Consider the following 13,501-nt stretch of genomic DNA (forward strand, 5'->3'; position numbering starts at 1 on the left):
GACCTCTACCTGCTGCGCATCGATGCCCGCGTACCGGGCGCGCGGCTCGGCTGACGCCAGGTCACCCCCGGCCACGGACACGAATTCCGGGGCCCGGCAGCAGACCTGCACGCGAGTCACAGACGAACATCAACTTCTATGACCATGTGAGCACGGTGCATGAACTTGCCGAGCTCCTGCAGTCTGGCTACTCCAGCGCACTGGGCGCTTCAGGGAACTGCAGGAGGAATGCCTGCAGGAGATGAGGTACCTGTCGGACTATTAGGCCCGACTAGAGACTCACTCAGGTGGTTGCTCTGTGAGTGGGCCGACTCGGCCTGTCGCTGCGCACCGGCGGTTCCCTTCCCCCGGGCGCGCCTGGCGGAACGTTTGGGCAGCGCTCTCTGCACATTCGCCCTCAAAACTCCACCGAGTACGGTAAGTCACGCTCGAATTGCATTGAGTGCCGATGGGGTGGTTGTGGCTGCTGCTGCCTGCCGTGCAGCGACGCAAGCCACAGCAACGGCACGCCGCTCAGTACTGAGGTCTGGTCGCAGTACCTGACGAACGGTTACGCGCTCCGGTGGCTCCCGGTGGCCGACGGCCACACCTCTCTGTCCCCACGCCAGCACCTGCTGCATCCGCATCCTTGAAGGGATCCATTCATGGCTGCCAAGAAGAAGTCCGCTGCATCCAAGGCCCGCAGCCTCCGAGCAGGACAAACGTGTCGCCTCACTGAGGCAGTTCATCCGGACAAAGGGTCCGAGCTACCTCACTGATCCGAACGTCACCTCCATCGGTATCGGCTACCGCCAAAGGACGATGAGACGATCAGTGAGCTCACGCTGCAGTTCACGGTGGACGTGAAGACCTCCGAGCCCGAAGTTCTGGAGGCGCTGGGAACCACCGAGCTCCCGGAGACGATCGAGGTGGACGGCGTCGAAGTCCCCACCGACGTCATCCAGCGCAGCTACACGACGCAGTTTCGTGTCGTCGCCGAGGCGGAGAGCCCGATCCGCAAACGACGCCTCGACCCGATCCTGCTGTTGCGGGTCATGACGTTGTTGAAGGTGGGTTTGGGGCGGTCGGCGGGGCGGGATCGGTTGTGGACGGTCTGGCGCGGACGATGGCTTGGTCTCCTCGTGGACCGAACAGGTGCAGGATCTCCACGGCGCTCGTGTCCGCGGGGCCGAACCAGTGGGGCTCGGTGGTGTCGAACTCGGCCACTTCGCCGGGCCGCAGCGTGAAGTCCTGCGCCCCGAGGATGAGGCGCAGCCGACCGGCGAGGACGTAGAGCCATTCGTAGCCCTCGTGGGTGACCAGTTCCGGCTGGCGGGGTGCCAGCACCTGCTTGAAGACCTGCACTCGGCCCGGGTACTGCGTCAGGGGTACGAGGACGCTGCCGCGCCCCTTGTGCAGGGGCCGGAGGTGTATCCGAGGGTCACCGCTGGCCGGCGCCGCCACCAGTTGGTCGAGTGCGACGTGGTGCGCCCGTGCCAGCGGGATGAGCAGGTCCAGAGTCGGGCGCCGCCTGCCCGATTCCACCCGGGACAGTGTGCTGACCGATATCCCGGTCGTGGCCGCGAGTGCCTCGAGCGTGAGTCCCCGTTCCCGGCGCAGCCTGCGCAGCCGGGGCCCGATGCCATCGAGAATCTGCTCCAACTCCGCGTCCCCGGATTCTGTGTTCATGGACCCAGTTTTGCAGTGTTCGCAAAATTGATGGGCTGCGGCCGTCGCCCGGGCCGAGCCTTGCCGGGCATTGTTCCCGGACATCAGAGGTAGACCGTGACCGCGACGACACACCCTGTTCAACCCATGCTGAGTGCGCGCAGACGCTGGACGGTACTGGGCGTCTGCTGCCTGAGCATGTTCCTGGTGGGCCTGGACACCACCATCGTCAATGTGGGTCTGCCGGCCATCGGGCGCGGCCTGGGTGTCGACACGCGCGGTCTCGAATGGATCGTGGACGCCTACACCCTCGTCCTGGCCAGTCTCCTGATCTCCTCCGGCGCACTGGCGGATCGCTTCGGACGCCGTCGGGTGTTCCAGTGCGGGCTGGCCGTGTTCGGCGCGGCCTCACTGGTCTGCGCGCTCGCCCCGTCGGCCGACGTACTCATCGCGGCCCGCGCCCTGCAGGGCATCGGCGCCTCGATGCTCAGCCCCGTGGCGCTCGCGATCGTGGTGAACGCGATGCCTGACCCGAAGGAACGGGCGCAGGCGATCGGCATCTGGGCGTCAGTGTTCGGATTGAGCATGGCCGCCGGACCCGTCACGGGCGGCGCGCTGCTCGCCGGGCTCGACTGGCGGGCGCTGTTCTGGATCAACGCCCCCGTCATCGCGGCCGCTCTGCTGCTCAGTGCGGTGTTCGTGCCGGAGTCCCGGGCACCGCGGGCCCGGCGGCTCGACCTGCCCGGCCAGGTCCTGCTGACCATGGTCCTCGCCGTCGTGGTCGGCGTCCTGATCGAAGGGCCGCGCATCGGCTGGACGTCGCCTGCGGCGCTGGCGGGATACGCATGGGCTGCCGTGGCGACAGTCGGATTCGTGTGGGTCGAGTCCCGCCGACGTGAGCCGCTCATGGATCTGCGGCTCTTCGGGCGCCCGGCCTTCAGCGGTGCCGTCGTGGGCGCGGTGGCGGTCTTCGTCGCCCTGAACATGACGCTGCTGCTGAACACCCTCTACCTGCAGCACACCCGGGAATGGACGCCGCTGGCCGCCGGCATGGCGACCTTGCCCCTGGCCGTCGGAGCGACCGTCTGCGCCCCCTGGTCCGGCCGCATGGTCGGCCGCACGGGACCGCGGCTGCCGCTGCTCCTTGCCGGCGGTTTCATCACGGTCGGCGGGCTCTGCCTGGTCCGGCTCACCCCGCACACGAGCGTGCTCCTGCTTCTGGCCGCGTACTCGCTCATTGGCATCGGGTTTGGCTTCGCCAACGCCCCGATCACCAACACCGCGGTCAATGGACTGCCATCCGCCCGTGCTGGCGTGGCCGGGGCGATCACCTCCACCGCACGGCAACTCGGCTCCGCCCTCGGCATCGCTCTCGCCGGCGGCCTGGTCACGGCCACCAGCCCGACGGGGCTCGCACATGCGTCCCGCCCGGGCTGGATCGTGGTCGCCACCTGTGGCGTACTGCTCTGCCTCGTCGCCCAGGTATCACGGCCGAAGGGGGCCACCACGAGCCCCGCCGCCCCACAAGCGCGGTGAGCCGCGTGACTCACCGCAACGCACCGTTGTCAGTTGAAGGGCGTCGCCGCCTCGTCGAGCGCTGCCGAACTCGCCCCATTGCTCACGTCGCCGCTGAGATGGGAATCTCACGGGCCTGTGCCTCAAAGTGGGTGAACCGCTACCGCAGATTCGGCGAGATCGGGCTCTTGGACCGCTCCTCGGCGCCACGACACCAGCCGACGGTCACCCCAGACGAAGTAGTAGCCCAGGTCGATGTCCTCCGACGTGCCCACAAGTGGTCGGCAGCCCGCATCTCATTCGAGCTCACACAGGCCGGGACACCCATCAGCCGACGGACGGTGAGCCGACATCTGGCTCAGATGGGGCTGAACCGGCGCCGGTTCATCGACCCAAACGGGGCGTCGAACAGGGAACCCCAAAAGATCATTGCTCGTCGACCAGGTCACATGGTCCACGTCGATGTCAAGAAGGTCGGTCGCATCCCCGACGGTGGCGGATGGCGCGTTCACGGCCGCGGGAGCGAACAAGCCAAGTCCGTCAACAGACGCAAGAAGAAGACCGAACGCGGCGGCTACGTGTACCTGCACTCAGCCATCGACGGATTCAGCCGACTTGCCTACACCGAAGCCCTGCCGGACGAGAAGGCAGCGACAGCGGTGGCGTTCCTGCACCGGGCACGAGCGTGGTTCGCCACTCACGGGATCACCCGAATCGAACGGATAGTGACGGACAACGGCTCCTGTTACCACGCTGATGCCTTCGCCAGAGCCCTACTCGAGGCCCGGCACCAGCGGATCACTCCGTACACCCCATGGCACAACGGCAAGGTCGAGCGCTACAACCGGATCCTGGCCGAAGAATTTCTGTATGCCCGGCCATGGACCTCAGAACAGCAGCGCACAGAGGCCCTTGAAGTCTGGAACGTCCACTACAACTACCACCGAAACCCCATACGGCCGTTGAGAACAGGCCCCCGGCAGCTCAACTACGTCGGGGCGTCACCAACGTCATGGCCTCGTACATCAAGTTCGTCAAAGACCCACGCCTCGCGGACGACGTCCAGATCGGCAACGAGTTGTATGAGGCCAACCGGCTCGACCGCGGACACATCGCCCGCCGCGCCGACCTGCTCTGGGGCTCTCCCGTCGAGGCCAAGAAGGCCAACCTGGACTCGTTCTTCTACACCAACATCACTCCGCAGATGGACGACTTCAACCAGAGCAGCAAGGACGGACCGTGGGGTCAGCTCGAGGACCCCGTATTCGCCGACGTCGAAGTCGACGACAAGAGGACGACCGCTTCTTCCGCGACGTCCAGATTCCCCGCGAGTACTGGAAAGTCATCGCATTCTCCGAGAACGGTGAACTCAAGGCCAAAGCCTTCCTGCTCACGCAGAACCTCAACCAGCTCGAAGCCCTCGAACTCGACGAGTTCCGCGTCTTCCAGGTCAACCTGAGCGGGATCTAGGAACGCGGCCGCCTCCGCTTCCCCGCCGCCCTGCGCAAGGCAGACACCCTGGTCGTGCCCGAAGCACTGGAAGGGTCCTCCAGTACGTGGCGACCAGCAGGACCCGGTCCTCCAGCGGCAGGCTCCACGGCCGGCCCTTGCGCACCGGGTCCGCGCCCTCCCGGCGCAATGCCGTGATCAGCTTGCCGAACTGACGCGGGCTCAACCCGGTGAACGGGGCTGTCCAGGACGACTCTGACGCCGTGATCACACCGCCACGGCAAGATCATCTCACCTCTGACCAGCAGTTACGGGACAACCCTTAGCCACGGACCATCTGGTACGAGATCTCGTCCGCACCGTGCTCGTCGAGAAGCCGCTCGAAGATCCGCTTCACCGTGTGCCGCTGCTTGCGCGGCGCATCCAGGTCGGCCCGCAGCATCTCGTCGATCAACGGCTTGTACGGATCCAGCCGCGTCGGCCGCGGCGGAAGCTTCTTCCGCGGCTCCGGCCAGGCCGACGTCAAAGCCTTCTGCACGGTCAGGAACCCGACACCGTACTTCCGCTGAAGAGCACGGCTCGACAGGCCAGCCTTCGCATTACGGCGGATCGCCGCGTACAGATCGACCTTGGACTTCGGCGCACCCCGGCCCCCTCGCCGTGCAGAGCACAACCATGGTCCCGAAGCAAGCACCCAGGCTCTCTCAAAACTCGACGACATCACTCTCCCGTGGAATAGGGCGCTCTCAACGCTGAGCTACAGCCGCTCTCGTGACTCGCCAACAAGGCCATTGATCCGTGCGCCGGCCGCCCGCATACGGAGCGGGCGGGCGTATAGGTAACCGGGCGCAATCCGCCGCAGCCGCTCCGGGCGCGAGAGGTCCTGAGCGCGCGGCTGCCCGGGCCGGGGAGTTCCCGGCGCGGGCGCCCCGCTGCCCCCTTGATGGAGGGCTGTATTACCCGGCCGAAGGCCAGGAACTGGTGTGCGACACAGCCGAGTTGCGTAGGGTGTGTGGTCGTGACGTCGTATGAGCGCTGGTCCCTGGTCGCCTCGTTCGGTGCCCTCCTGGTCAGTGTCGTCGCCTTCGGCGCGGTGTTGTGGCAGCTCGTGATGCTGTCGCGCGCCACGACACTGGACCATGACCGACGGCGTAAGCAGGCCACGGTGGAATACCTCGCCGCCACCATGGACAGGCGCAAGGAACTGCGAGACGAGGGCATCCCCGACGAGCGGGATGCCGCGGCCGTCTCCGCGTTGATCGGCCGAATGGACGCGGGTGACCGGACGGCGACACGGCTCGTCTACGCCTACCTGACGATCTACAACCATCTCGGCGTGGGCGCGCGGTCGGACGCGTTCGACCTGCGAGTCATCGACCAGGCATGGGGCGGCTCGGTCATCGCCATCTGGGAGGGCTACCGACCGTGGATCGAGCGCCAGAGGCTCGCCCGCGGTGAGCCGCGGCTCTACGAGGACCTCGAGCATCTGGCCGCCCTGATGACTCCGCGGCGCGTCACGGCTCCGCCCGAGGGCAGGAGCGTCCCCCTGCAGAGGTGATCTTCAGGGCCCCTGGTGCCTCCCGAGCTCGAGGCCGGCGGCGTCCGGTCCGCGAAACCATGCTCCGCCGGGCGGGCCGCGCGCTGGGCGAGCCAGCCGGACACCCGCGGACCGCCGCTGACCGCGCTGCCTTCAAGGACCGTGCGGACGTGTTCGAAGCCCTGGCGGAGGTAATAGCGGTGCAGGGCCCGGTTCGTCGTCCAGGCGTCCAGCCTGACCCAGGCCGCCCGAGACCGGTACGCCCTGTGCCCGCCCCAGTTGAGCAGCCGCCCGCCGAGGTTCTGCCCGGCGTGTGTGCGGGCCACGGTGAGCTTGCTGATGTACAGCGCGGGGTCGGCCTCCTCCTCGGAGGTCCACAGCCCTTCCGGGGGGACCGTGGCCAAGGTGACGGTGGCGGCGGTCACCCCACCGTCGCGAACCACGAACGTCTGCCCCGCTTCGACGGCTGCCCGCAGACGGTCTGCCGGGTACGGGCGGCGCCACTGGTCGGTACCGAGCTCACCGAGCCATGCTGCCGCCTCGTCGCGGAAGGACAGCAGCATGGGCAGATCGTCCAGTTGCGCGCATGTGATAATCATGAAACCTCCCCAGGATTCCACGGGCGGCCGACGCCGCTCCCTTGCGCGGCCCCAGCATGTCACGGCGCTGTCGCTCGCCGCCCGGATTACCACCGACCTGCTGCGGCGCCCCGTAGTTGCCTCCCAGGTCAGCGCCGAGGACCGGGTCCGCGTCGTCCAGGAGTTCACGCGGACGAGGACGTCGCGACGAAGATCACTACGGATCTGCTGCGCCGGCCGGCGGTCGCGAAGCAAGCGATGCGGGACGACACTGCCCGCTTCCTGGTCAACCGGGCACAGGTTGATAACTCCGAGCAGGTCAGGGAGACAATCCGCGAACGCACGCCAGCCGTCCGCAAGATCGAGCGCACGATGGAGTACCTCGACATGGTCGGCTCCTGCCATCAACTCGTCGCCTCGCTTGGCCGGCTCGTTCCCCGTCTGCGTGGCCAGGAGTTCACTGAGGACGAGCGGGAGACCGTCCGCCGCGGCATTGCCAGGGTCCGCACCTCGGCCGACTGGCTTGAGGCGGCCATCGACACTGGCGAGTTCACCCTGGACGAGCAGCTCGCGCACCTGCTCAAAGGCGAATAGCCATGGGCCGCGGGGCTCGCCCGCCGGCGGAGCACTACGGCGACCTGGTCCGCGTCGCACTCATGGAAGCCGCCTCGGCCGGTCTGCACACCAAGCAGCTGGTCGCCGCGACGAGACTCACGACCTCGCAGGTCGCGCGGGGTGTCAGGCATCTGCGGCACGTCTCCGCCGCCGAACACCTCACCCCGATCGTCTGGACTCGCAGGGATGGCTACATGTTCTCCGACGACCCCGCGGACTGGATCGAGTATGAGAAGAGGCAGTTCCGGCAGATCCTCGGCCGCCTCACTCAGGTCATCACGGGCACCCTCGACCCGCACCTGGCCCGCTACCCGCACGACGACTGGGCCCAGCTGGCCGCTGCCCAACTCACCGGCGTCCGCGCCACCCTTTCCCAGCTCGCCAAATAGCCCAGTCCGACCTGCGAGAGACCGAGACCATGAGTCGCCGCCGATATCCCTCCGACACCACCGTCGCCGAGTGGGCTCTGCTCGAAGCTGCTGCCCGTCCCGGCCTCCCAGACCAAGACGGGCGGGCACCCCGAGAAGTGGCCGAGGCGTGAGATCGTCGATGCGATCCGCTACATCGTCGACAACGGCGCCAAATGGAGGGCCCTGCCTGCCGATTTCCCACCATGGGAGATGGTTTATGGGTTCTTCGCCAGATGGAACCGGGTGGGGGTTGTGGCCTGGATCCGCGACCAGTTACGGCGACGGATCCGTACGAACCTCGGCCGCTGCCCCTACCCCGTGACCCTGATCGTCGACTCGCAGTCGGTGAAAGCCGCCGAGACGGTGGGGAAGGCGACCCGCGGCTACGACGCCGGGAAGAAGATCAACGGCCGTAAGAGACACATTGCGGTCGATACCAAGGGCCTGCCCGTGATGGTCATGGTGACCCGCGCCGACATGACCGATCGCGACGCCGCCCGCGAGATGCTCATCCGCCTGCGACTTACCCATCCCCAGATCACCCAGGTCTGGGCGGACTCCGCTTACCCGGGCAGCTCGTCGACTGGGCCGAACACCGCCTTCACCTGACGCTGAGGACCGTCACCAGACCCAAGGAGGCCAAAGGGTTCGTGGTGCTTCCCCGCCGTTGGAAAGTGGAACGGACGTTGGGATGGATCATGCATGCCCGTCGCAACGTGAGGGACTACGAACGTCTCCCGCAACACTCCGAGGCCCACCTGACCTGGTCACTCATCACTCTGATGACCCGGCGCCTGACCCGCACCCCGGCAGCCCAGAGGGCTGCCGGGGTGCGGTGACCGGACGCAAAGCGTGTCAACTACTTGACACAGTCCAAACCCTTGGTAATTGTGTCAGATAGTTAATACACCTTGTGGGAGGGGAAGGGAATCGGCATGCCTGCTGCTGCAAGAACGGAAGGCACCTGGCGGGCGGGGCTGGACACCCCTGTGCGATGGGCCGGTGCGGCGATCGGTCTGGCTGTCAACGCGCTGGTCACCTTCAATCCTGAGCCTGATGTGGACCTGCTCTACGGATTTCACGTGTTCGGTCTGTGTGTCATGGCCGGCGTGTTTGCAGCAGACGTCATCGCACGACCGAGTCCTGGCTGGCTACGAGCAGCCGAAGTGACGCCACGCCTGATCCGGGACTACGTGCCCCGATCCCTGACCGCTGCATTGGCTGCTCAGGCCATCGCCTTGCTGGTCCTCCTGATCGTCGCCGCCATGACGGCCTCGGCGGACACCGACGGTCGTCCAGGGCGTGCTTTGTCCGTCACATGCCCGGCGGGAACCCACCTGTTCTCACCCTGGCCCGGCCCCTACTACGCCTGGCCGACCCTCGGCGGTCTCGCCCTCGGCACCGTCGCCTGCGCACTGCTCCTGCGCCGTGTCACGGCACGCTCCGGGGACGACGATCAACGCCGCATCAACGCCTGGGCGGCCGTCGGTGCATGGGGAGTGCTGGTGAGCGCCCCTCTCTTCGCCGTCTCCTTGACGATGGGCCTCGTGGTGCTGAGCGTGCCCTGCGGAGGTGCGATGACGGACGTGGCCCTCTCGGGGCTAGTCGTCGCGGCCGTCACCTCTGCATTGACCGCGGGTCACTGTCTGGGCGTCCTGTTGCTGCCGCAGGCCTACGTCAAGGCTCGGCCATGACGAACAACGGCATCAGTATCAGCGTCAACCATGCGTCTCCTGTCCCTCCGTATGAGCAACTCCGCGCACAGCTGGCTGATCTGATCTCGGTCGGTCGGCTCGGTCAGGGGACCAGACTGCCATCCGTGCGCCAGCTGGCCTCCGATCTCGGGCTGGCGAACAACACCGTGGTTCGGGCCTACCGCGAACTGGAGGCTGCGGGCCTTGTCAGGAGCCGCCGAGGCTCTGGTACTCAGGTCATTGCCCCATCGGCCACCACCGACATCAAGGCGAAGCTCGCGGAGCATGCAAGCAGCTACGCGGCTGCCGCCAGGCAGCTCAATGCCACCAACGAGGAAGCCCTCGCCGCAATCCGGCATGCTCTCGCAAGTCTCGACAAGCCGTGACTCAGAGAGACCGCCAGTCCGCGCCTCTGTTTGAGAAACAGGCACCACTGATCTTTTCGTAAGTTCAGTGGGTTTGGTGGGTAGATGGTCAGGCCGGTGTGGGCGAGGAAGGACCATGGCAGTTGGGGGGTTGTTGTTGATGCGGTGGATGCCTTGTTCGGTGGCATCGGCGACATCGGCGAGGTGGTCGCCGGCGAGGTTGGCGAGTTCACGCTTCTTGAGCGAGGACCACAGCAGTTCCACCGGGTTGAGCTCGGGTGCGTAGGCGGGTAATCGCTCCAGGGTGAGCCAGTCCTGTTCGGCGACCCAGGCACGCATCGCCCGGCTCCAGTGGGCAGACAGGCCGTCCCACACGAGGACCACTCGCTCGCCGCGGTAGAAGACCTTGATCTGTTCCAGGGCCTCGATGAGCCCGACGGTGTCGTAGCTGCCGGGTTTGAGGTGGAAACAGAGACGGGGACCTCGATCGGGGTCGGTGGAGTGGTAGCCCAGTGCCGCCGCCATCGAGGCGCGCTTCCAGTTCAACCGGTGCCGCAGGAGAGGTGTGCGGCCCCGGGGTGAGTAGGTGCGGCGGACCTGCGGAAGCAAGGAGACGCCTGATTCGTCGAGGAACACGATCCAGGCACGTGTGTTCACCGCCCCTTTTTGACGCGCGGCCACTCGTGGGTGATCCAGCGGGCGATCTCGGACTCCTTCCGCTCGACCGCTCGTCGTTCGGGCCGCTGCAGGCTCCATCCGAGTCGGCCGGTCAACAGTCGCCAAACCGAGGCCCTCGACAGCGACACGCCCTTGACGTGTTCGACGACCAAGCCGACTCGTTCCAGGGTCCACAGGTCGGCCTCGAACCCATGCGCTTGGGCGCCTCGCTCCAACTCGGCCCTCACCCTTTCGACCTGGGCATCGTCCAGCTTGGGCGGGCGACCGGTGGCCGTGCGTCGGCGCAACGCCTGGGCGCCGCCCTCCTCCCACACCCGTCTCCACCGCCGCACGCTCTCCGAGCACACCCCCACCGCCCGCGCGATCTCCGCGTTCGCGCGACCCTCCTCGAACAACTCGACCGCCCGCACCCGACGCGCCTCCGCCAACTGCGGCCGCGTCAAAGGGGGAACAGAAGAACCAGCCACAGAGGACGAAGGTCGATATGCCACCCCGACAGCGTCCCGCCTGCGAGACCACCACACCCACCGAACTAACGAAAGGATCAGTAAGCGGCTGGCGGCCGTTGAGGGCGGTTCGGGTGAGGTGGAGTGCCCGGAGTGCGGGGCTCGGTGGGTGGCCGGCGTCGACCGCCGCTCGGATGCGGTGCTCTGCTCGCCGCGATGCAAGGTGAGGGCGGGGTGGCGCGGGACGATACCGTTCGACGAGCGGTCCGCCAGAGGGCAAGGCCCGTTGGAGCACGGACGACGCGAGTCGGCGGGTGGGACAGCGGGTCGAGACGCTGATCACGCCGCAGGAGGAGGTCACCGCGATCCGTTCGCTGCCCGGGACGAGGAGGTCGCGGCGGAGGTCACCACCGATTTCCTGAAGCGTTCGCAGGTCGCGGCCAAAGTGTCGCCCGACGACAAGGTCCGGGTGGTGGAGGAGTTCAGGCGGGACGAGTCGGTCGCGGCGACCGCCGCGACCAGCCTGCTGTGCAGGCCGGACGGCGCGTTCAGGGCGATGAGCGACGACACTGCCCGGTTCCAGGTCAACCATGCCCACAACGAACGCCACTGGCAAGTCTGCGAGGACTTCGACCGCACCAGTTCCGTCGCCCGGCCGTGAGGGACATCGAGCGGGGCATGGAGTTCCTGGACCTGGTCACCGCCTTCCACTCCTTCGTCGCGGCGGTCGGCCGGATCGTTCCCTCCCTGCGCAACCACACCTTCAGCGACGGCGAACGCACGATCGTGGGGGGTGACCGTGCGGCGGGGGAGATGGGCGGTGTCCTGAGGCCGGAGTGAAGACCGAGGAGGTCGTGGTCGGTGGGATCGCACAGTCCGGGTGCGTATCGAGGGGGAGGGGGTGGCGGTCGGTCAGAAGGATGCCCCTGGGCTCGGTGGATACGGTCGGCGTCCCCATCGTGTGGAGAGTGATGCCGGGTTCGGGGGCCTCACCCGGCCCACGTGCGCGATCTGGGATCCGCAGCTGGACGAGGCGGTCTGGATGGTGCTCGCGGTGCCGGCCGGGAATCCGGCGAAGACGCCGCCGGGGGTTTACGAGTTGGGGTGATGGTGGCCGGTGTGCGGTGGATCGGCGCTGGGGTGATCCACCGCACACTGCCCTGCCTGGACTCCCATTGGGGTCCCGAGTAGACATGGATCATGCCGGAAGAGCCGCCAGCCCAGGAACCCCCGCTGATACAGAGCCTGCGCACGGCCGTCGCCGCGGCGCCCGAAGACGTTCCTCTGCGGCTGCACCTCGCCGAGTTGCTGCTTGCTGCGGGCCTGCACGACGCCGCCGTGACGGAGGCCGCGGCGGCGTTGCAGCATGCGCCAGGGGACGGGGCGGCGCGGAAGTTGATGATGCGGGCGATGGAGAATCCGGCGGCTCCCGCGCCGTCGGCGTCTCCGGCCCGGGATGCGGGTCCGTTTACGTCCACCGAGTCGGCCGCGCCTGTGGAATCGGCGGGCGCTGTCGAGCCGGACGTGCCTGCGGAATCGGCCACCTCCGACGAACCGGCCCGCCGTGTCGGTGGATTCGACTGGCGGGCGGCCGAGCAGGAGGTCGGCGGCATCGTCGAACCCCGCTTCGTCGAGCCCCCGTTCGCCGCCGACGGCAGCGGCGACCCCGGGGACGCCGATGCCTGGGACGTGACCGGTCCCGGCACCGTACGGCTCGCGGACGTCGGCGGCATGCAGGAGGTCAAGGACCGTCTCGAAGCGGCGTTCCTCGCGCCGATGCGCAACCCCGAACTGCGCAAGCTGTACGGCAAGAGCCTGCGCGGCGGTCTCCTCCTCTACGGACCGCCGGGCTGCGGCAAGACCTTCATCGCGCGCGCCGTCGCCGGTGAACTCGGCGCGAGCTTCCTGTCCGTGTCCGTCAACGACGTCCTCGACATGTGGACGGGCAACTCCGAACGCAACATGCACGAGGTCTTCCAGACCGCCCGCCGCCAGGCGCCCTGTGTCGTCTTCCTCGACGAGCTCGACGCGCTCGGCGCCAAGCGCAGCCGGACGCACCACAGCGGTATGCGCAACACCGTCAATCAGCTCCTCACCGAGCTCGACGGCATCGACTCCGCGGCCAACGAAGGCGTGTTCGTCCTCGCCGCGACCAATGTCCCCTGGGACGTGGACATCGCGCTTCGGCGTCCGGGACGGCTCGACCGTACGCTGCTCGTCCTGCCGCCCGATGCCTCCGCCCGTGACGCGATCCTCCGCTACCACTTGCGCGAACGGCCCGTCGAGGCAGTCGACCTGGGGCGTCTCGTCAGGGCGACGGACGGCCTTTCGGGCGCGGACCTGGCCCATGTGTGCACCTCGGCGGCCGAGAGCGCGCTGCTCGACTCGGCCCGCACCGGCCGGATCCGCATGATCGGCACGAAGGACCTGCTCGACGCGGCGAAGGCCGTGGTCCCGTCGACCGAACCGTGGTTCGCGGCGGCGCGGAACGTGGCGATGTTCGCGAACGAGGGCGGGATGTACGACGACCTGGTGACGTACCTGAAAAAGAGGCGGAAGCTGTGAGC

Annotated in this window: 11 protein-coding genes and 7 pseudogenes; 12 read left to right on the forward strand and 6 right to left on the reverse strand. The window is 67.5% G+C overall.

The window, feature by feature from the left end:
* Positions 1-1,032: 1,032 nt before the first annotated feature.
* A complete protein-coding gene (locus tag J7E88_RS26830; protein ID WP_215185519.1) occupies positions 1,033-1,668 on the reverse strand; it encodes a helix-turn-helix domain-containing protein in 636 nt (211 codons plus the stop codon).
* A gap of 126 nt (positions 1,669-1,794) precedes the next feature.
* Here J7E88_RS26830 and J7E88_RS26835 point away from each other — a divergent pair, with 126 nt between their 5' ends.
* The 4 genes and pseudogenes from J7E88_RS26835 (at position 1,795) to J7E88_RS26845 (ending at position 4,632) form a co-directional block, all read left to right on the forward strand.
* The gene (locus J7E88_RS26835; protein ID WP_215185521.1) at positions 1,795-3,183 is read left to right on the forward strand and encodes an MFS transporter; all 1,389 of its coding nucleotides are present in this window, start codon (positions 1,795-1,797) and stop codon (positions 3,181-3,183) included.
* 5 nt (positions 3,184-3,188) lie between these two features.
* Positions 3,189-4,186, forward strand: a pseudogene (locus J7E88_RS26840) (IS481 family transposase); the annotation flags it as partial.
* Positions 4,175-4,381: pseudogene (locus J7E88_RS36220) on the forward strand (DNA/RNA non-specific endonuclease); the annotation flags it as partial. The pseudogenes J7E88_RS26840 and J7E88_RS36220, both read left to right, overlap by 12 nt.
* 20 nt (positions 4,382-4,401) lie before the next feature.
* Positions 4,402-4,632: a DNA/RNA non-specific endonuclease gene (locus J7E88_RS26845; protein WP_215185648.1), complete on the forward strand. Its 231-nt coding sequence runs from the start codon at positions 4,402-4,404 to the stop codon at positions 4,630-4,632.
* Positions 4,633-4,690: 58 nt separating this feature from the next.
* On the opposite strand, the pseudogene J7E88_RS26850 reads toward J7E88_RS26845, so the two are convergent.
* Together J7E88_RS26850 and J7E88_RS36225 are read right to left on the reverse strand one after the other, a co-directional pair.
* Positions 4,691-4,882 (reverse strand): annotated as a pseudogene (locus tag J7E88_RS26850) (IS5/IS1182 family transposase); the annotation flags it as partial.
* 51 nt (positions 4,883-4,933) lie between these two features.
* Positions 4,934-5,149, reverse strand: coding sequence for a hypothetical protein (locus tag J7E88_RS36225; protein ID WP_251023294.1), 216 nt, complete (start codon positions 5,147-5,149; stop codon positions 4,934-4,936).
* A 480-nt stretch (positions 5,150-5,629) separates the two neighbouring features.
* Here J7E88_RS36225 and J7E88_RS26860 point away from each other — a divergent pair, with 480 nt between their 5' ends.
* Positions 5,630-6,169: a DUF4760 domain-containing protein gene (locus tag J7E88_RS26860; protein ID WP_215185523.1), complete on the forward strand. Its 540-nt coding sequence runs from the start codon at positions 5,630-5,632 to the stop codon at positions 6,167-6,169.
* Here the strand turns inward: J7E88_RS26860 and J7E88_RS26865 are convergent.
* The gene (locus tag J7E88_RS26865; RefSeq protein ID WP_308307620.1) at positions 6,079-6,747 is read right to left on the reverse strand and encodes a GNAT family N-acetyltransferase; all 669 of its coding nucleotides are present in this window, start codon (positions 6,745-6,747) and stop codon (positions 6,079-6,081) included. The two genes, J7E88_RS26860 and J7E88_RS26865, sit on opposite strands and share 91 nt — an antisense overlap.
* Here J7E88_RS26865 and J7E88_RS36230 point away from each other — a divergent pair.
* The 5 genes and pseudogenes from J7E88_RS36230 (at position 6,746) to J7E88_RS26890 (ending at position 9,831) form a co-directional block, all read left to right on the forward strand.
* Positions 6,746-7,320, forward strand: a pseudogene (locus J7E88_RS36230) (DUF6192 family protein). The gene J7E88_RS26865 and the pseudogene J7E88_RS36230 overlap by 2 nt on opposite strands.
* A 2-nt stretch (positions 7,321-7,322) precedes the next feature.
* Positions 7,323-7,730: a hypothetical protein gene (locus tag J7E88_RS36235; RefSeq protein WP_251023263.1), complete on the forward strand. Its 408-nt coding sequence runs from the start codon at positions 7,323-7,325 to the stop codon at positions 7,728-7,730.
* 29 nt (positions 7,731-7,759) lie between these two features.
* Positions 7,760-8,590, forward strand: a pseudogene (locus J7E88_RS26880) (IS5 family transposase).
* 327 nt (positions 8,591-8,917) lie between these two features.
* The gene (locus tag J7E88_RS26885) at positions 8,918-9,445 is read left to right on the forward strand and encodes a hypothetical protein (protein WP_251023264.1); all 528 of its coding nucleotides are present in this window, start codon (positions 8,918-8,920) and stop codon (positions 9,443-9,445) included.
* Complete coding sequence (locus J7E88_RS26890; protein ID WP_215185527.1) at positions 9,442-9,831, forward strand: GntR family transcriptional regulator; 390 nt, start codon at positions 9,442-9,444, stop codon at positions 9,829-9,831. The genes J7E88_RS26885 and J7E88_RS26890 overlap by 4 nt, the downstream gene beginning before the upstream one ends.
* Before the next feature lie 264 nt (positions 9,832-10,095).
* Here the strand turns inward: J7E88_RS26890 and J7E88_RS36240 are convergent.
* Together J7E88_RS36240 and J7E88_RS26900 are read right to left on the reverse strand one after the other, a co-directional pair.
* Positions 10,096-10,566: pseudogene (locus tag J7E88_RS36240) on the reverse strand (transposase); the annotation flags it as partial.
* On the reverse strand, positions 10,464-10,916 hold the full coding sequence (locus J7E88_RS26900; protein ID WP_215185529.1) for a winged helix-turn-helix domain-containing protein: 453 nt from the start codon (positions 10,914-10,916) through the stop codon (positions 10,464-10,466). The gene J7E88_RS26900 and the pseudogene J7E88_RS36240, both read right to left, overlap by 103 nt.
* 320 nt (positions 10,917-11,236) lie before the next feature.
* Between J7E88_RS26900 and J7E88_RS26905 the strand changes: the two are divergent.
* Positions 11,237-11,774 (forward strand): annotated as a pseudogene (locus tag J7E88_RS26905) (DUF6192 family protein); the annotation flags it as partial.
* Positions 11,775-12,134: 360 nt separating this feature from the next.
* Positions 12,135-13,499, forward strand: a complete 1,365-nt coding sequence (locus J7E88_RS26910) for a 26S protease regulatory subunit (protein ID WP_215185531.1) — start codon at positions 12,135-12,137, stop codon at positions 13,497-13,499.
* Positions 13,500-13,501 lie beyond the last annotated feature (2 nt).

It is taken from the genome of Streptomyces sp. ISL-10, from assembly GCF_018614575.1.
Taxonomy (GTDB): Bacteria; Actinomycetota; Actinomycetes; order Streptomycetales; family Streptomycetaceae; genus Streptomyces.